General features: G+C 70.2%; 19 protein-coding genes. 7 read left to right on the top strand and 12 right to left on the bottom strand.

From position 1 onward, the window contains the following. Positions 1-72 precede the first annotated feature (72 nt). Genes ABFX51_RS24870 through ABFX51_RS24850 form a run of 5 tightly spaced genes read left to right on the top strand, consistent with a single transcriptional unit; the run spans position 73 to position 5505 of the window. Positions 73-1335, top strand: coding sequence for an efflux RND transporter periplasmic adaptor subunit (locus tag ABFX51_RS24870; RefSeq protein WP_218153414.1), 1263 nt, complete (start codon positions 73-75; stop codon positions 1333-1335). Continuing rightward, positions 1332-2039 carry an ABC transporter ATP-binding protein gene (locus ABFX51_RS24865; protein ID WP_091504921.1) on the top strand — a complete coding sequence of 236 codons (708 nt, stop codon included), beginning with the start codon at positions 1332-1334 and terminating at the stop codon, positions 2037-2039. Before ABFX51_RS24870 ends, ABFX51_RS24865 begins: the two co-directional genes overlap by 4 nt. Then, complete coding sequence (locus ABFX51_RS24860) at positions 2036-3271, top strand: ABC transporter permease (protein ID WP_091504920.1); 1236 nt, start codon at positions 2036-2038, stop codon at positions 3269-3271. Before ABFX51_RS24865 ends, ABFX51_RS24860 begins: the two co-directional genes overlap by 4 nt. Before the next feature lie 10 nt (positions 3272-3281). Continuing rightward, complete coding sequence (locus tag ABFX51_RS24855; protein ID WP_346055074.1) at positions 3282-4040, top strand: hypothetical protein; 759 nt, start codon at positions 3282-3284, stop codon at positions 4038-4040. Continuing rightward, positions 4033-5505: an efflux RND transporter periplasmic adaptor subunit gene (locus ABFX51_RS24850; protein WP_091504918.1), complete on the top strand. Its 1473-nt coding sequence runs from the start codon at positions 4033-4035 to the stop codon at positions 5503-5505. Before ABFX51_RS24855 ends, ABFX51_RS24850 begins: the two co-directional genes overlap by 8 nt. Positions 5506-5508: 3 nt before the next feature. Here the strand turns inward: ABFX51_RS24850 and ABFX51_RS24845 are convergent, their stop codons facing one another. The 5 genes from ABFX51_RS24845 to ABFX51_RS24825 form a co-directional block, all read right to left on the bottom strand. Further along, the gene (locus ABFX51_RS24845) at positions 5509-6084 is read right to left on the bottom strand and encodes a DUF4865 family protein (protein ID WP_342743470.1); all 576 of its coding nucleotides are present in this window, start codon (positions 6082-6084) and stop codon (positions 5509-5511) included. Beyond that, entirely contained in the window at positions 6059-6445 is a 387-nt protein-coding gene (locus tag ABFX51_RS24840) for a cupin domain-containing protein (RefSeq protein ID WP_091504916.1), read from the bottom strand. Before ABFX51_RS24840 ends, ABFX51_RS24845 begins: the two co-directional genes overlap by 26 nt. A 92-nt stretch (positions 6446-6537) precedes the next feature. Beyond that, a complete protein-coding gene (locus ABFX51_RS24835; RefSeq protein ID WP_091504915.1) occupies positions 6538-7938 on the bottom strand; it encodes a WXG100-like domain-containing protein in 1401 nt (466 codons plus the stop codon). Further along, the gene (locus ABFX51_RS24830) at positions 7935-8270 is read right to left on the bottom strand and encodes a hypothetical protein (protein ID WP_091504914.1); all 336 of its coding nucleotides are present in this window, start codon (positions 8268-8270) and stop codon (positions 7935-7937) included. The genes ABFX51_RS24835 and ABFX51_RS24830 overlap by 4 nt, the downstream gene beginning before the upstream one ends. Before the next feature lie 12 nt (positions 8271-8282). Beyond that, positions 8283-8801, bottom strand: coding sequence for a YbaB/EbfC family nucleoid-associated protein (locus ABFX51_RS24825; protein ID WP_091504913.1), 519 nt, complete (start codon positions 8799-8801; stop codon positions 8283-8285). Between the two features lie 182 nt (positions 8802-8983). Between ABFX51_RS24825 and yhjD the strand changes: the two genes are divergently transcribed. Beyond that, complete coding sequence (gene yhjD / locus ABFX51_RS24820) at positions 8984-9988, top strand: inner membrane protein YhjD (RefSeq protein WP_091504912.1); 1005 nt, start codon at positions 8984-8986, stop codon at positions 9986-9988. 28 nt (positions 9989-10016) lie between these two features. Here the strand turns inward: yhjD and ABFX51_RS24815 are convergent, their stop codons facing one another. Both ABFX51_RS24815 and ABFX51_RS24810 read right to left on the bottom strand, forming a co-directional pair. Beyond that, the gene (locus ABFX51_RS24815) at positions 10017-10595 is read right to left on the bottom strand and encodes a helix-turn-helix domain-containing protein (RefSeq protein WP_425425797.1); all 579 of its coding nucleotides are present in this window, start codon (positions 10593-10595) and stop codon (positions 10017-10019) included. A 171-nt stretch (positions 10596-10766) separates the two neighbouring features. Further along, positions 10767-11969, bottom strand: coding sequence for a D-alanyl-D-alanine carboxypeptidase family protein (locus tag ABFX51_RS24810; protein ID WP_346055073.1), 1203 nt, complete (start codon positions 11967-11969; stop codon positions 10767-10769). A gap of 72 nt (positions 11970-12041) precedes the next feature. Here ABFX51_RS24810 and ABFX51_RS24805 point away from each other — a divergent pair, with 72 nt between their 5' ends. Then, on the top strand, positions 12042-12269 hold the full coding sequence (locus ABFX51_RS24805) for an SCO4848 family membrane protein (RefSeq protein ID WP_091504911.1): 228 nt from the start codon (positions 12042-12044) through the stop codon (positions 12267-12269). 7 nt (positions 12270-12276) lie between these two features. On the opposite strand, the gene ABFX51_RS24800 is transcribed toward ABFX51_RS24805, so the two are convergent. From ABFX51_RS24800 to sdhC, 5 genes are all read right to left on the bottom strand, one after another. After that, a complete protein-coding gene (locus ABFX51_RS24800; protein ID WP_346055072.1) occupies positions 12277-13260 on the bottom strand; it encodes an SAM-dependent methyltransferase in 984 nt (327 codons plus the stop codon). A 125-nt stretch (positions 13261-13385) separates the two neighbouring features. After that, positions 13386-14162, bottom strand: coding sequence for a succinate dehydrogenase iron-sulfur subunit (locus tag ABFX51_RS24795; protein WP_346055071.1), 777 nt, complete (start codon positions 14160-14162; stop codon positions 13386-13388). Continuing rightward, positions 14162-15949, bottom strand: coding sequence for a succinate dehydrogenase flavoprotein subunit (gene sdhA, locus ABFX51_RS24790; protein WP_091504908.1), 1788 nt, complete (start codon positions 15947-15949; stop codon positions 14162-14164). Before sdhA ends, ABFX51_RS24795 begins: the two co-directional genes overlap by 1 nt. A gap of 22 nt (positions 15950-15971) precedes the next feature. Continuing rightward, positions 15972-16385 (bottom strand): succinate dehydrogenase hydrophobic membrane anchor subunit, encoded by a 414-nt coding sequence (locus ABFX51_RS24785; RefSeq protein ID WP_091504907.1) that lies wholly within the window; start codon positions 16383-16385, stop codon positions 15972-15974. Further along, positions 16382-16840, bottom strand: a complete 459-nt coding sequence (gene sdhC / locus ABFX51_RS24780; RefSeq protein ID WP_091504906.1) for a succinate dehydrogenase, cytochrome b556 subunit — start codon at positions 16838-16840, stop codon at positions 16382-16384. The genes ABFX51_RS24785 and sdhC overlap by 4 nt, the downstream gene beginning before the upstream one ends. Positions 16841-16936: the final 96 nt, after the last annotated feature.

The raw sequence follows: 16936 nt of genomic DNA, 5'->3' as shown, positions 1-16936 counted from the left end.
CCTTTACCCCGAATACACAGCTGATACACAGCGAGGAACCGCCTTTTTCTCAGATCCTCCTCAGCATGACCGGTGAAGCTCTTCGCCGTGCTGGGCAGAATTCAGGGAAAACGGCGGTGGGTGTACGGCACCGCCGCCGTCGTCGTGGTGGCGGCGGCGGGGATCACGGTCTGGGTGGTCACCCGCCCCGATCCCGCGCCCTCGTACCGGCTCGTGGCCGCGAACACGACCACGCTGAAACAGACGGTCTCCTCGTCGGGCACGATCGAACCGGCGCAGCGCAGCGACCTGAACTTCGGCGTGTCCGGGCAGGTGACCGCGGTGAACGTGACCGTGGGCCAGCAGGTCACCGCCGGGCAGGCGCTCGCGACGGTGCAGTCCGCGTCGCTGGCGGCGAGCGTGGCGCAGGCCAAGGCCACCCTGGCCTCGGGCCAGTCGAAACTCTCGTCCGACCAGTCGGGCGGGGCGTCCTCGGCGCAGCTCGCGGCCGACGAGGCGTCGATCACCGCGGCCCAGAACCAGCTCGACAACGCGCAGGCCGCACTGGCGCAGGCGACGCTGACCGCACCCATCGACGGCACCGTCGCCGCGGTGAACCTGACTGTGGGACAACAGGTTTCGGCCGGCGGCTCGGGTAACGGCGGCAGCCCGGCGTCGTCGTCGGGGAGCGGTGCCTCCAGCGGCCAGGCCGGTGGGCAGGGCAGCACGGGTTCGGCCGCTTCTTCCTCGTCCAGTTCCAGCTCTACCGCGCAGATCGTGGTGATCTCGACCGGTTCGTACGTCGTGAACGCGAGCGTCGACGACACCGAGGTCGGCCAGGTCAAGGCGGGTGAGCAGGCCGTGATCACGCCGGACGGCGCGACGCAGCCGGTCTACGGCACGGTCAGCACCGTCGCCGTGATGGCGAGCGGTACCACCTCCGTGCCCAGCTATCCGGTGACCATCAGCGTCACGGGTACACCGGCCGGGCTCATCGCCGGTGCGAACGCCACCGTCGCCATCGTGGTCAAGCAGCTGACCGACGTGCTCGCCGTCCCGGCCGGCGCCGTGCACTACAACGGCGGCCAGGCGACCGTCGACGAGCTGGCCGACGGCAAGCGGACCAGCAAGGCGATCCAGGTCGGGCAGACCTCCGGCGGCATGGTCCAAGTCCTCAGTGGACTGTCCGAAGGGGAGCAGGTCGTGGTCGAGACCGGTGGTGCGGCTCCGCGCTCCGGCGGCACCGGTGGCCGCACCGGCGGTACGGGCGGTTTCGGTGGTACCGGTGGGTTCGGTGGCGCCGGCGGGGGCAACCGGACCGGTGGTTTCGGTGGCAGAGGCGGGTTCGGCGGATGAGCGTTCCCGTCATCGACGTCCGGGACGTGCGCAAGGTCTACTCCACCGGAGTGGTGGAGGTCGAGGCGCTGCGCGGGGTTTCGCTGCGTGTCGAGGAGGGTGAGTACGTCGCGATCATGGGGCCGTCCGGCTCCGGCAAGTCGACGCTCATGCACATCCTCGGCTGTCTCGACCTGCTCAGCACCGGCAGTTACGCGCTCGCCGGTGAGGACGTGAGCGGGCTGTCCGAACTGGACCTCGCCGCGATCCGCAACCGCCGCATCGGTTTCGTGTTCCAGCAGTTCAACCTGCTGCCGGGACTGCCGGCGTGGCGGAACGTGGAACTGCCGCTGTGCTACGCCGGGGTCAAGCGCGCCGAGCGGCGGGCACGAGCGGTCGAGCTGCTGGAGCGCGTCGGGCTCGGCGACCGGATCGACCACCGCCCCAACGAGTTGTCCGGCGGGCAGCAGTCCCGCGTCGCGCTGGCGAGGGCGCTGGTCAACCGGCCGTCGATGGTGCTGGCGGACGAACCCACGGGTGCGCTCGACTCGGCGGCCACCGCGGACGTGCTGTCGGTGTTCCGCGAGCTCAACCAGGTCGGCCACACCATCGTGCTGATCACGCACGAGGAGGAGGTCGCGGCACACGCGAACCGCGTGGTGCGGCTGCGTGACGGGCTCATCGAGTCGGACACCGCGCTCGCGGACACGGGGGTCATCCGGTGAGTTGGCTGGAAACCCTGCGCACGAGCCTCGAAGCGATCCGGTCGCACCGGCTGCGGTCGGGGCTGACGATGCTCGGCATCCTGATCGGCATCGCCGCGGTGATCCTCACCGTCGGCCTCGGCGAGGGTGCGCAGGCGCAGGTCGCCTCGGCGATCAACTCGCTGGGCACGAACCTGCTCGTCGTCTCGCCGGGCAGCAGCACGAGCAGCACCGGGGTGCGCGGCGGCAGCGGTTCGGCCACCACGCTCACAGTGCACGACGCGAACGCGCTCGCCGCGCCCGGGGTGGCACCGGACATCGCGGCGGTCGCGCCCACGACGAGCAAGAGCTCCGAGCTGGCCGCGGGTGCCACGACGTGGACGACCACGGTGGTCGGCGCCACTCCCACATGGCTCGGGGTGCGGGCGCGGACGGTCTCCGAAGGCCGGTTCCTCACCGACGCCGACGAGACGGGTGAAGCGGCCGTCGTGGTGCTCGGGCCGGCCACCGCGGAGGAGCTGTTCGGCACGGCAGGCAACGCCGTCGGCCGGACCGTCACCATCGGCACCACGCCGTTCTCCGTGGTCGGTGTGCTGGCCTCCGCCGGAACGTCGGCGGCGCAGAACCAGGACGACACCGCGCTCGTGCCGATCAGCACGGCCGCCGACCGGCTGATCGGCGGCAGCACGCGCACCTCGGTGCAGGCGATCTACCTGGAGGCGACCACCCCGGACACGCTGTCCGCCGCCTACCAGGAGGCGAACCAGGAACTGCTGGCGCTGCACCACATCACCGACCCGGCCGGCGCGGACTTCACCATCGCGAGCCAGGAGTCGCTGCTGTCCACCGCCAGTTCGGTGAGCCAGACGCTGACGCTGCTGCTCGGCGGGGTCGCCGCGATCTCACTGCTCGTCGGCGGGATCGGGGTCATGAACATCATGCTCGTCTCGGTCACCGAACGGATCCGCGAGATCGGCCTGCGCAAGGCCGTCGGCGCGAGCCCGGTGGTGATCCGCAGGCAGTTCATGGTCGAGGCGTCGGTGCTGGGGCTCGCGGGCGGGCTGCTCGGCGCACTGCTGGGCATCGTCGGCGCGCTGGTCCTGCCGCACCTGATCGCGATCCAGATCGCGATCAGCCCGTCCGCGACCCTCGTCGCGATCCTCACCGCGATCGCGATCGGCCTGGTCTTCGGCGTCTACCCCGCGAGCCGCGCGGCCCGGCTCGCCCCGATCGACGCCCTGCGCAGCGAGTAACGGAGGAAACATGGTGCGACGCGGCTTGCTCACCGTCGCGGGCGGTGCGCTCGCGCTCACCCTCGCGGCCTGTGGTTCGGCGGACAGCGGCACGGCCGCACCGGCCAGTCCCGCGCCGCCGTCCAGTAGCGCGGGAGCGAACCGCGGTCCCGCGGCGTCCGGCACGGTGGCACAGGTCAGCGGGTCGAGCATCGAGATGCAGAACCAGACCGACGGCCAGGTGACCGTGAACTTCTCCGGCAGCACCACGTTCACCGACCGGGTGGCGGCCACACTCGCCGACGTCACGGCCGGTTCGTGTGTCGTGGTGACCGGTACCGGGACGCCGGTGACAGCGAAGACCGTCGAGATCAGCGCGCCGGTCGACGGGGCCTGCGACGGCGGCTTCCGCGGCGCCGGCGGGGGTATGCGCCCGCAGAACGGCACCGCGCGCCCGTCGAGGACGAACAGTCAGGGCAACGGGCAGGGGCGCGGTGCCTTCGGCAAGGTCACCGCGGTCAGCGGCACCGGGTTCACCGTCGAGCAGGACAACCGGCAGACCGGTGCCACCACCTCCGTGCAGGTGACGGTCGACGCCGGCACGACGTACACGAAGTCGGAGGCGGCGAACTCCAGCGCGCTCAAGGTCGGCGAATGCGTCGCGGCGACCGGGAAGGCCGACGAAACCGGTGCCGTGACCGCGCAGACGATCTCGATCAGCCAGGCCGGGCCCAACGGCTGTACGACGGGCTTCGGCGGCAGGTGGGAAACCGGAGGCGGCAATGGCTAGGCGCACCAGGCGGATCGTCACCGTCGCGGGGGTGGTGGTCGTCGTCGCGGGCGGCGCGGTCTTCTGGGCCACGTCGGCGTCCTCCGCGCCGGGCTACCGCACGGCGACGGCCCGACCGGCGACCGTCACGGCGACGCTCGACACGACCGGCACCATCGAGCCGGTCGACAGCGCGACCCTGTCGTTCCCGGTCAGCGGCCAGGTCGCGTCGATCCCGGTGCGGGCCGGACAGCAGGTCACGGCCGGGCAAACGCTTGCGCAGCTGGACACCACGTCGTTGCAGGCCCAGCTCGCGTCCGCGCAGTCCACGCTGGCCACGGCGCGGGCGAAGCTCGCGGCGGACCAGTCCGGGCAGACGACGAGCTCCGCCCGGGTCACCCCCGCGCTGTACGTGGCGGCCTCCCCGTCGTCCGGGCTCAAGGCGCAGCAGGACGCGGTGACCTCGGCGCAGCACCAGGTGGACCTCGACCTGACCGCCGCCTCGGCCGCCGTCGCGGCACAGCAGAAGGCGTGCCGCACGGTCGTCGACGGGACGAAGCCGCAGAGCCAGGACACCGTCGACGCGTGCACGACGGCGATCCAGGAGGCGCAGGACGTCCAGCACACCACCGCGGTCGACGAGCAGAAGCTGGCGGACGCGGAGAAAGCGCTTTCCGACGCGCTCGCGAAGAACGCCACGAGCACCGAACCACGCGCCACCGCCACACCCCAGCCGACGTCGAAGGCACCGTCGTCCTCGGGTGGCAAGTCGGCCACGGGCGGCGGCGGCACGAAGACGAGCACCCCGGCGTCGGCCGAGCAGCTCGCCGCGGACCAGGCCGCGATCGACGCGGCGGACGCCCAGGTCGCGGTGGCGCAGCAGAACCTCGCCGCCGCGACGCTCGTGAGCCCGATCAACGGCACCGTCGGCGAGATCGGCTTCACCCAGGGGCAGCAGGCGTCGTCGTCGGAGCACGTGGTCGTGTTCGGGCCGGGGGAGAACCAGGTCACCACCGCGGTCAGCGACCTGCAGGCCGGGCAGGTCAAGCCGGGGCAGCGGGCGACCGTGACCCCGGACGGCAGCGCGCAGCCGATCACCGGGCAGGTCACGTCGATCGGCCTGCTCGCGTCCACGACCTCGGGCGGCTCGCCCAGTTACCCCGTTACGATCTCGCTGCCGGCGGGCGGGCAGCTGTACCCGGGTGCGACCGCGTCGGTCTCGATCGTCACGAGCACTGCGAACGCGGCCGTCACCGTGCCCACGTCCGCCGTGCACCTGACGGGCGCAAACGCTTTCGTCACCGTGCTTTCCGGCGGGAAGACCGAGACGAGGCGGGTCACCGTGGGCGTGGTGGGGCCATCGGCCACGGAGATCAAGTCCGGTGTCGCGGCGGGTGAGCAGGTCGTGCTGGCGAACCTCGACGAGCCGTTGCCCACGTCGAACACCTCCACGCGCGGGCTCGTCGGCGGGCCGCGGCGAGGCTGAGCGTCACCAGTGCCGCCCCGTGGGGAGTTCGGTCAGCGACGGCGTCGACAGGTGCAGCACCTCGTACCGGCCCGGGGCTTCGTCGGCCCACAGCACGAACCGCACCAGCTGCCAGTGCGCCGGGTCGAACGCCAGCGCCGCGCTGTGGACGTGGTCGTGCGCGGTCAGCTCCCGCAGGTCCGCGATCGCCGCGTCGAGGTCCTCGGGCATCGCGGTGACGTCGCGGGTGGCGGTGCGGGCCGCGTCGCCGGGGCCTCGTTCGAACGCGATCCCGGTCCAGTGCCGCACGGGCGGCCGCCCGAAGTCGTCGACGATGCCCTGGAACCCGCCTCCGCCCACCAGGAACCGGCTCATCGCGCCGATGTCGTGCCACAGGTAGAACGGCGCGTACTGGTTGACGGGTGAGCCCGCCGCGCGCTCGCGGATCAGGTACGCCTTGAGGCCCAGCCCCGCGAAGTCGTCGGTGCGGAAACCGCGGGTGGCGACGCGGCGGCGGATGATCGCCATGTCGTAGTCGGCGGGCAGGGGCAGCTCGTACTGCATCGCGTACACGTCAGGCGCCCGGGTACTCGTCGTCACCGACAGGTTCGCCCCAGGACGCGGAATCACCGTGCTCGTCGACGCCCTGCAAGGTCAGGTGCGACAGGCCGGTGGCCGGACCCGCGCCGTGCCAGTGCCACTCGCCCGGTTCCGTCCACACGGTGTCCCCGGCGGTGATCCGCTCGACCGGTCCGCCGCGCCGCTGCACGAGGCCTTCGCCCGCTGTGACGTAGATGAGCTGGCCGCGCGGGTGCCGGTGCCACGCTGTCCGCGCCCCCGGTTCGAATTCGACGTGGAAGTAGGTGAAGCCCTCCGGAGCGCCCGGCACGTTCGCCAGCCTCGTGGTGCCGGTGACCCAGTCGGCGGGGACCGGCAGCGGCGTGGCTTTGGTGATGTCCATGGCCCGTACTGTACATAGCAGTAGGTACAGAACTCGAGAGCGCACGACGAACGCCGCCCCCGGGCGGGGACGGCGTTCGAGGTGTGGCGGGCTCAGTGCGCGCCGGTGTTCTGCTGCTGGTCCTGTTGCTGCTTCTGCTGTTCCTCCTGCCAGGCCTGTTCGGCCTGCTGCTGGATGTCGGTGAGCCCGCGGTCGATCTGCACGATGCTCTTGCCGCCCCAGCCGACGAAGTTCTTGGAGCTCTTGGCGTCCGACAGGGCCTTGAGCATCGGGTAGTAGTCCGGGTGCTTGTTCTTCAGCCAGGTGTCGACCCACTTCATCTTCGCGTAGCTGTCGCCGAACTTGTCCTTGAGCCAGCCCTCGTGCTTCTTGATCATGTCGACGTCGTACTTGCTCAGGTACGACGAGGGACCGGACGGGCGCGGCGTCGGTTCCGGCGTCGGAGTGGGTTCCGGTGTCGGCGGACGGGTGCCGGCCGGGGTGGGCTCCGGCGTGGGCGGCGGGGTGCTGCTGGGGGTGGTGTGGGTGCTGGGGGTGGTGACCGCCGTTCCTGGGCCCAGGGGGAACGGTTCGTCCGTGGTGAACGCCTGTCCGATCCCATCGTTGGGCTTCGGCTGCGAGTTGACCGGCGGCGGGTTGCCGGGTCCGAACGGCCGCGAGAAGTTGGGGACGGGGCCGGGCCTGCCGTTCGCGCCGCTGGACAGCGTGTCCAGCTCGTGCCCGGCGCTGCCCGGACGCGAGGCCGGCTGGACCGACTCCGCGAGCTGGCTCAGCCGGCTCTGCGTGCGGGCGCCGTGGGCGGCGAGCCCGGTGAGCTTCGTCGCCATCTCGCTCACCTTCACGCAGGTCGTGACCACCACCTTCGTGACGCCGACGGCGATCGACGCGCCGAAGGTGAACGCGGCCATGGCGAGCGCGATCAGCATCGTGGCGATGATGTCGCCGAGGACCGTCGTGATGATGTCGCGCAGCAGCGAGCGCACCGCGGAGATCAGGGCACCGGTGGTCTCGACCATGTAGCCCGCGACGTCGGCGGCCTTGGCGTTGGCGTCGATCCAGCCGCGCCGGTCGTTGATCGACTTCACGAAGCTGTCGTGGCCGGCGCCCTCCCACTTCGTGATCTGCGCCTTGAGCGCGGCGTCGAGGTCGGTGGCCGTCATCCGCAGCGACTCGCCGATCTTGTGCAGCTCGTTGGCGAGCTTCGTGACCTCGGACGGGTTGCCCGCGACCTGGTCCAGCGGCCACCGGAGGAACGACACGTGCTCGATCAGCCAGCCCAGGCCCGCCGCGATCAGCTTCGCGAGGGGGTCCATGACGAACGCGACGGTGTCGAGCACGGCGCTGGCGATGTTGACGCCGAGTTCGACGCTGACGGCGGCCAGGTCCGCGCCGTGCGCGTTCTGGACCTTCCCGATGGAGTCGGCCACCATGTGCCAGCTGTCGATGACGCCGGCACCGGTCGTGGAGTTCGACGCGTCGACGGAGAGGGTCACCGGCCCAGCTCCGTGCTGAAGGTGCTCAGGCCCTGCGCCGCGTTCGAGTCCTGGCTCTCGTAGGCGTCCGCGGCCTTGTTCACGTCGGTCGCCGCGCTGCCGATGTCGCCGGCGAGGTTCCTGATCTCCGAGGTGATCACGGCCATCGTGATCCGCGACGGGACGGCGAGCACCTGGGCGAGCAGGATGCCGAAGGCCGCGTTGTCGAAGCCGTTCGCGGCCTGCATGCGGTTCGCGGCGTCCTGCACGGCGGGCTGGGTGGTGTTCGACAGGTACTGGCTGAAGTTCCGCAGCTCGGCCGGATCGACCGAGAACCCTGCTCCGGATACCACTGGTTGTCCTCCCTACCAGGGACTGTTGTCTTCGTCGTCCTCCTCGGGCGCCGGCCGGGACGGACGGCGGCGCGGAGGTGGTGGCTGCTGGGCGCGCGGCGGCGGGGGAGGCTCCTCCACGACGTCGGGCTCGGGGGTGAAGGTGTCGCTGTCGTCCTCGGTTTCGTCGTCCTCGGCGGCGGGCAGGAAGTCGTCGAGCAGCGCACGGGCCGTCGAGTTCTCGCCGACCATCCCGGTGAACGCCTCGGCGACCTCGGCGGACACCTCGCGCTGCGCGCGGCCGATCAGCTCCATGACGAGCCGGGAAAGCGCTTCCGGAGGACGCTGGAAAGCACGCGCCCCGAACCGGATGTCCTGCAGCGCCCCGTTCGGGCCGACGGTCACCGAGACCGCCCCGTCCGGTGCGCTGGCCGTCGCGATGGCGGTGCGGAGCCGTTCCTGCGCTGCCGCGGCCTTGGCCTGGATTTCCTCGAGTTCGGCGGTGAACGCGGCCACCGGGTCGCCGCCGCCGGGAGGTGCTGACTGGGTCACTTCGTCCTCTCGCGGGAGAGTTCAGCAGAGCCCTTGGAGTGAACCAGCGCCTCCTGAACGCCAGGCGACGCGTGCACGGCCGGTAGCTGAACGCGACGAGGAGGGGAGCAGCCGATGGTGCCGGGAATCCATTGTGGACATCTCGAAGTGCGGGTCGCCGCGCAGGTGGTTAGTGTCTTTCCGTGGCGGATGAGAAGGAGAAGCTGGTCCCGCGGCTGCGCAGGCGGCACCCGTGGATCGACCACCTGTTCAGGGCCAACGACGCGTTCGGCGAGCGCTACGGCAACCACTACGCCGCCGCGATCACGTACTTCAGCGTGCTGTCGCTGTTCCCCCTGCTGATGGTCGGGTTCTCGATCGTCGGATTCGTCCTTTCCGACAACCAGACCGCGATCGACGAGCTGCGCCGCGGCATCCTGTCGTCGGCACCGGCCGGGCTCGGGGACCTGTTCAACACCCTGATCCAGGCGGCGATCACCGCTCGCGGCGGCACCGGGATCCTCGGTCTGCTGCTGGCCTTCTACTCCGGCATCGGCTGGATGACGAACCTGCGTGACGCGCTGACCGCGCAGTGGGGGCAGGAGAAGAAGAAGCTCCCCGTGGTGTCCACGACCTTGAAGGACCTCGCGTCGCTGGTGGGGCTGGGGCTCGCGCTCGTGGTGTCGTTCGGCCTGACCGCGATCGGCGGCGGGGTCGGCAAATGGCTGCTGCGGCTGGTCGGCCTGGAGGACCAGGGGTGGGCGCTGTTCCTGCTCACCGTCGCGACCGTGGTGCTGTCGCTGCTGGCGAACATGCTGGTGTTCCTGTGGGTGCTTTCGCGCCTGCCGCGGGAGAAGGTGGCCGTCCGCAGCGCCGTGAAGGGCGCCATCATCGCGGCGATCGGGTTCGAGGTGCTGAAGCAGGTCGGCAGCATCTACCTCGCGAGCGTCGCGTCGTCGCCGAGCAGCGCGGTGTTCGGGCCGATCATCGGTCTGCTGGTGTTCGCGAACCTCGTGTCGCGGTTCCTGCTGTTCGTCACCGCCTGGACGGCGACGGCCAGGGAGAACCTGGTCACGGTGGTGGAACCGCCACCGCCCGCGGTGATCCGCCCGGTCGTCGAGGTCCGGCGCGGCCCCGGTGCCGGCTCGGTCGCGGGGGCGTTCAGCGTCGGCGCGGTGCTCGCGTTGCTGGGGCGGCGGAAGCGCTAGCTGTCGTGACCTGACAGGTTGTGGATGGTCAGGGCAGTCGGGTGATGGGTGGGTGGCCTTGTAGGGCGGAGTGTGGGCGTTCAGTGTTGTAGTGCTGGACGCATGCTGCCGGGTGGTCAGGCGGTGGGTGTTGGAGGTCCAGGGTTGGGCGTAGGCGAATTCGGTGAGCAGGGTGCGGTCGAAGCGTTCGGCTTCGCCGTTGGTCCAGGGGCAGCCGGGTTTGGTGAACCGGCGGCGTAGGCCGAGGGCGGTGCAGACTGCGCGCCAGGTGCTGCCAATGCGGCCGCCGCCGGACCGGCATCCCGGTGATCGGGTCCATTGCTGACAGTGGCGGCACCTGGTGGCGGCGCAGGACACGCCCCACGATGGAGGCCACCAGTCCCAGCCGGCCCGCGATGAACACCGCACCCCGATGGCACCGTTGCCGTAGCGCCAGGATCGCCGCCTCGGTTTCGGCAGAAACGTGGGTGGGGCTGTGGTGCGGGCGCGAGTACCGATCCACCAACCCGGCCTCGCCCTCCTCCCGGTGCCGGGCCAGCCACTTGTACACCGTCGAGCGCGCCCCCCAGCTGTTCAGCGATCCGAGCCGGCGGCCATCCCGCCTCATAGCGCTGCACGATCAACTGCCGGGCAAAGGGTGCCGTGCGTGCATTAGCGTGAACCACGAGGACCTCCAGGATCGAGCGTGAGTGCGTCGCAACACACGCCGTCCACAACCTCACGAGCCACGACAGCTAGCGAGGCTGTCGCGCGTGGTTCGATGGCCGCGCGGGCGCCCTCAGCGCACCCGGCGCCGGTGGCGGCCGAGGAAGAAGCCGGCCCCGATGAGCAACGCCACGACGAGCGTCACGAGCCAGCCCGTGGTGCCGAACGCGTCCCGCTGGGTGCGGGCGCCCGCCTGGGGCGCGGTGCCCGGTGAGGCCTGCGCCGATTCGTCGCCGGTGGCGGCCTGCGCCTCCGGCTGCGGCTCGACCAGCTGCCCCACCGAACCCTTGCCGGACTTCGCCAGCGCGAAACCGTAGTCCAGCAGCTGCGCCGCCTGCTGCACGACCTGCGTCGGCCGCATCTCGGCCCGCATCATCACCACCGCGAGCCTGCGCCCGCCCTGCGCGGCACCGCCGACGTAGGTGTGCCGGGCATCGTCGGTGAAGCCCGTCTTGCCGCCGAGGAACCCGGGGTACACGCCGAGCAGCTTGTTGTCGTTGATGATCGAGAACGCCGGTTTCCCGTTCTGCGCCGGGAACTGGTACGCCTTCGTCGACACGGCCCCGGCGAAGGCCGGCTGCCGCATCGCGGCGTGGAAGATCAGGCTCAGGTCGTACGCCGACGTCGACATGCCCGGCCCGTCCAGCCCCGACGGCGTGGCCGCGCGGGTGTCCTTCGCGCCCAGTGACGCCGCCATCGCGTTCATCTTCCGCAGCGTCTCGGGCACCCCGCCGAGCGCGGTCGCGAAGGCGTGCGCCACGTCGTTGCCCGAGTGCATCAGCAGCCCGTGCAGCAGCTGGTCGACGGTGTACGAGTCACCGGCGGCCAGGCCGAGGCACGTGCACTCCTGGCTCGCGTCCTCCAGCGTGGGGTGGATGACGTCCCCGGGCTTGAACTCGTCGATCACCACGAGCGCCAGCAGCGTCTTGATGAGGGACGCGGGCCGCTCCCGCGCGTGCGGGTTCTTCGCCGCCAGCACCGCTCCCGTGTCGAGGTTCTGCAGCACCCACGACGCCGCCGTGGTCTCCGGCGGGCTGCTCGCACCGGCGGGGTAGACGTACCCGCACTCGCCCAGCCGCGCGCCGCCGACGGGCTCGGCGGGCACCGGCAGCGGCGCGGGGGACGGCTGACCGGGAGGCGGCTGCTCGGAGGTGTCCACCGGGGGCGGCGGCGCCTGCTGGTCGGGGCAGGTCTGGACCGCGGTGGCGGGTCCGGCACCCAACAGCAAACCGGACAACAGGATCAGCACGACACCCAGCACCCCACCGACACGCACCGGAAGAGCCTAGTTCACGGCCGTCTCGGTTCCCCGTGAAAACCCCGAATCCGATCGGGGGATACTCGATCCATGTCTCGACGTGTGGCGCTGTTCCTGCTGGCCTTCGGCGTGTGGTCCTGGATCATCTGGATCACCTTCGTGAAGAACCTGTGGGCCAGCGACAATTCGTGGGCACCGGACGGTTCCGCCACCGCTTTTTTCGTCGTGCACCTGGTTTTGGCGATCGTCTCCTTCGTGCTGGGCACGATCATCGGGGTCCTCGGCTGGCGCGGCCTGCGCGCCGGCCGGAAGGTTTGAGGCCGCGTCAGGGTTTCTTCGCGAGGACGAGCCTGCCCGCCGGGGTCGCGGCGATCCGTGGGTCGGCGAACCCGGCCGCGGACAACTCCTCCGCCAGCGCTTCCGCCGAACGCCCGAAGTCGGTGCCCTGCTGCCGGTGGAACAGCAGGTCGAGGCGAACGCGGACGGTCGGTTCGGCCTGCTGCGGCAGGATCTCCTGCACCAGCAGCAGCCCGCCGGGCCGCAGCGCGTCGAAGATCCGGGCGAGGGTGCCAGCGCGGGCCTCGGTGGCGAAGAACGCCTGAGCCCAGTAGCAGACGGCGAACTCCGACACGTCCTTCAGGTCGCGGGCGTCGATGGCGCGGAGCTCGACCCGGTCGGCCACTCCGGCGTTTTCCGCACGCCGCCGCGTCTCCTCGATGACCTCGGGCACGCTTTCGACGCCGACCGCGCGGAGTCCGGGGAAGGCCGTCAGCGTGGTGAGCAGGGCGCCGCCCTTCCCGCTGCCGACGTCGAGCAGCGGACCGCCTTGCTCGAGGTGGTCCCGGAATTCGGGCAGGGCCTCATAAATCACCCGGTAGAGCTGCCGCGCGTCCTCGGTGGGACCGACACCCCAGTCGCGGGCGAGCACCAGCGCCTCCGCCGGGGTGAAGCCCGGGACCACCGGCTCGGTGGCCAGCGCGATCCGGTTGCTCGCCAGGTCCACGGCCTCCAGCGTCGACGACAGCGTGATGCCTTCGCCCCCCTCGACGAGGGCGTCGAACGCGGGGGTCAGCCGGAACGTGTCCGCCTCGGCCTCCGCCACCCCGGCCGCGACGAGCAGGTCCAGCACCGACCGCACCCGCTCGGCGGGAACGCCCTGCGCGGCCAGTTTCTCCACGGTGGCACCACTTCGCAGCTGGTCCAGCCAGCCGGCCCGGTGCGCCGCCCGGACGAGTTCGACGAGTTCCCTGCCTTCGGCCCAGCCCTTCAGCGTGGCCCGCGCCGTCATCGCGGCCTGCAATCTCTCCACCCGTCCAGCGTTCCAAACGCCCTGGGCGGAGTGGAGATCATGAGGGCGTTCGTGCACCATCGTTGCCCTTGACGAAAAGGGGCCCGGCGGGAGGGAATCCCGCCGGGCGCCTTCCGGGAAGGTGGTCAGACGCGCTTGAACAGCAGCGCCCGCTTGACCTCCTGGATCGCCTTCGTCACCTGGATGCCGCGGGGGCACGCGTCGGTGCAGTTGAAGGTGGTGCGGCAGCGCCACACGCCCTCGGCGTCGTTCAGGATGTCCAGCCGCTCCTCGGAACCCTCGTCACGGCTGTCGAAGATGAACCGGTGCGCGTTGACGATCGCGGCCGGACCGAAGTACGAGCCGTCGTTCCAGTACACCGGGCAGGACGACGTGCAGGCGGCGCACAGGATGCACTTCGTGGTGTCGTCGAAGCGCTCCCGGTCGGCCTGCGACTGGATCCGCTCGCGCGTGGGCTCGTTGCCGTACGCGATGAGGTACGGCTTCACCGCCCGGTAGGCCTCGAAGAAGGGCTCCATGTCGACGTAGAGGTCCTTCATCGTGGGCAGGCCCTTGATCGGCGCGATCGTCACCGTGGTCTGCTTGCCGTCCTTGGCGAGCAGGTCCTTGACGAGCACCTTGCACGCGAGCCGGTTGATGCCGTTGATCTGCATCGCGTCCGAGCCGCAGATGCCGTGCGCACAGGAACGCCGGAACGACAGCGTGCCGTCCACGTAGTTCTTGATGCTCATCAGCACGTTCAGCACGCGGTCCGTCGGCAGCGCCGGGACGTCGTAGGACTCCCAGTGCGCCTCGGTGTCGACCTCCGGGTTGAACCGCAGGATCTTCACCGTGATGGTGACCGAGCCCTCCGGCGCGGGGATCTGCGACGTGTCGTGAGTCGGTTCTGCTACCGCAGTCATCAGTACTTCCGCTCCATCGGCTCGTACCGGGTGAAGACCACCGGCTTGTAGTCAAGCCGGATGTCGGCCGTGAACCCGTTGATCCCCAGCGGGGCGTCCGGGTCCTCCTTCTCCGGCAGCATCTTGTACGACATCGAGTGCCGCATGAAGTTGACGTCGTCGCGGTTCGGGTAGTCCTCGCGGGCGTGGCCGCCACGGGACTCCTTGCGCGCCAGCGCCGCGTTGACGAGCGCCTCGGCCAGGTCGAGCAGGAAGCCCAGCTCGATCGCCTCGAGCAGGTCGGTGTTGTACCGCTTGCCCTTGTCCTGGATGGCGATGCGGCCGTAGCGCTCCTTGAGCCGCTGCACGTCGGTCAGCGCCGTCTTCAGCGTGTCCTCGGTGCGGTAGACCGCGGCGTTGGTGTCCATGGTCTGCTGCAGCTCGGTGCGGATGTCGGCGACCCGCTCACCGCCGTGCGCGGTGCGCAGGTGCTCGACCATGCCCTCGACGAGGCGGGCCGGGTTCTCCGGCAGCTCGACGTGGTCACGGCCCTGCGCGTACTCCGCCGCGGCGATCCCGGCGCGGCGGCCGAACACGTTGATGTCCAGCAGCGAGTTGGTGCCCAGCCGGTTCGCGCCGTGCACGGACACGCAGGCGCACTCGCCGGCGGCGTAGAGCCCGGGGATGACGGTGTCGTTGTCCCGCAACGCCTCGCCGTGCACGTTGGTCGGGATCCCGCCCATCGCGTAGTGCGCGGTCGGGTACACCGGCACCGGCTCCTTCACCGGGTCCACGCCCAGGTACGTGCGGGCGAACTCGGTGATGTCCGGCAGCTTGGTCTCCAGCACCTCGGCACCCAGGTGCGTGCAGTCGAGCAGCACGTAGTCCTTGTGCGGTCCCGCGCCGCGGCCCTCCAGCACCTCCAGCACCATCGACCGGGCGACGATGTCACGCGGCGCGAGGTCCTTGATGGTGGGGGCGTAGCGCTCCATGAACCGCTCGCCGTCGGCGTTGCGCAGGATCGCGCCCTCGCCGCGGGCGCCCTCGGTGAGCAGGATGCCCAGCCCGGCCAGGCCTGTCGGGTGGAACTGGTAGAACTCGATGTCCTCCAGCGGCAGGCCCTTGCGGTAGTAGATGCCCATGCCGTCACCGGTGAGCGTGTGCGCGTTCGACGTGGTCTTGAAGACCTTGCCGAAACCACCGGTGGCGAACACGATCGACTTCGCCTGGAAGACGTGGATCTCACCGGTCGCCAGCTCGTAGGCGATGGCGCCCGAGGCGACCGGGCCGTCCTCGGTGTCGGTCAGCGTGATGTCGAGGACGTAGAACTCGTTGAAGAACTCGATGCCGTGCTTGACGCAGTTCTGGTACAGCGTCTGCAGGATCATGTGGCCGGTGCGGTCCGCGGCGTAGCAGGCCCGGCGCACCGCGGCCTTGCCGTGGTCGCGGGTGTGCCCGCCGAACCGGCGCTGGTCGATCTTGCCCTCGGGCGTCCGGTTGAACGGCAGGCCCATCTTCTCCAGGTCGAGCACCGCGTCGATGGCCTCCTTGGCCATGATCTCCGCGGCGTCCTGGTCGGTGAGGTAGTCACCGCCCTTGACCGTGTCGAAGGTGTGCCACTCCCAGTTGTCCTCTTCGACGTTGGCGAGCGCGGCGCACATCCCGCCCTGCGCGGCACCGGTGTGCGAACGCGTCGGGTAGAGCTTGGTGAGGACCGCGGTGCGGGCCCGCTGCCCCGCCTCGATGGCGGCGCGCATCCCGGCACCACCGGCGCCGACGATCACCACGTCGTACTTGTGGAACTGCATATCCGCTTCCTTGGTGGTGGGGTCAGCTGATGTTCGGGTCGAACGTGAAGATGACCAGGGTGCCGGTGAACAGCACGACGACCATCGAGAAGTAGAGCAGCATCTTCAGCCAGAACCGCGTGGTGTCCTTGCGGGCGTAGTCGTCGATGATCGTCCGCAGCCCGTTGCCACCGTGGATCTCGGCCAGCCACAGCATCAGCAGGTCCCAGACCTGCCAGAACGGCGAGGCCCAGCGGCCGGCGACGAAACCGAAGTTGATGCGGTGCACGCCGCCGTCAAGGATGTTCATGATCAGCAGGTGGCCGAGCACGAGGAAGACCAGCAGGATGCCGGAGATCCGCATGAACAGCCAGCTGTAGAGCTCGAAGTTGTTCCGCCGGGCGGCGGGGCGCCGCGGGGAGCGCGGCTTGTCGAGCGCCAGTGCCTCCTGGCTCATGACGCGTCACCTCCGAACAGGATCGACGCGGTGCGCCAGAGCATCGCGACGGCACCGGGGATCATCACGACCAGCCAGACGACCACGATCGTCCACAGCATCGGCTTCTGGTACTTCGTGCCCTTGGACCAGAAGTCCACGAGGATGACCCTGATGCCGTTGAGCGCGTGGTAGAGCACCGCGCCCACCAGACCGACCTCCATGAGGTTCACGATCGGGGTCTTGTAGGTCTCGATCACCGAGTCGTAGGTCTCCGGCGAGACCCGGACCAATGCGGTGTCGAGCACGTGGACGAAGAGGAAGAAGAAGGTGAGTACCCCGGTGATCCGATGCAGGACCCAGGACCACATGCCGGGGTCGCCCCGGTAGAAGGTCCCCTTCCGGCGTGAGGCACCCGCCCGATCGCTCGCCTCCGCCGCGCTGCTTCCAGCGGCGGGGGTAGCCGTGGTGGACATCGGTGAACGGCCTCCAACGTCGTGGTTGGACTGTGCCCGTGGCAGTGGAACGTCAACGAGCTTGGATAAACGGATGCTAAACCCGCGCGCGGGGGC

Source organism: Amycolatopsis dongchuanensis, from assembly GCF_039542405.1.
Classification (GTDB): Bacteria; Actinomycetota; Actinomycetes; order Mycobacteriales; family Pseudonocardiaceae; genus Amycolatopsis_E; species Amycolatopsis_E sacchari.
This window is presented reverse-complemented; position numbering and strand designations above follow the sequence as displayed.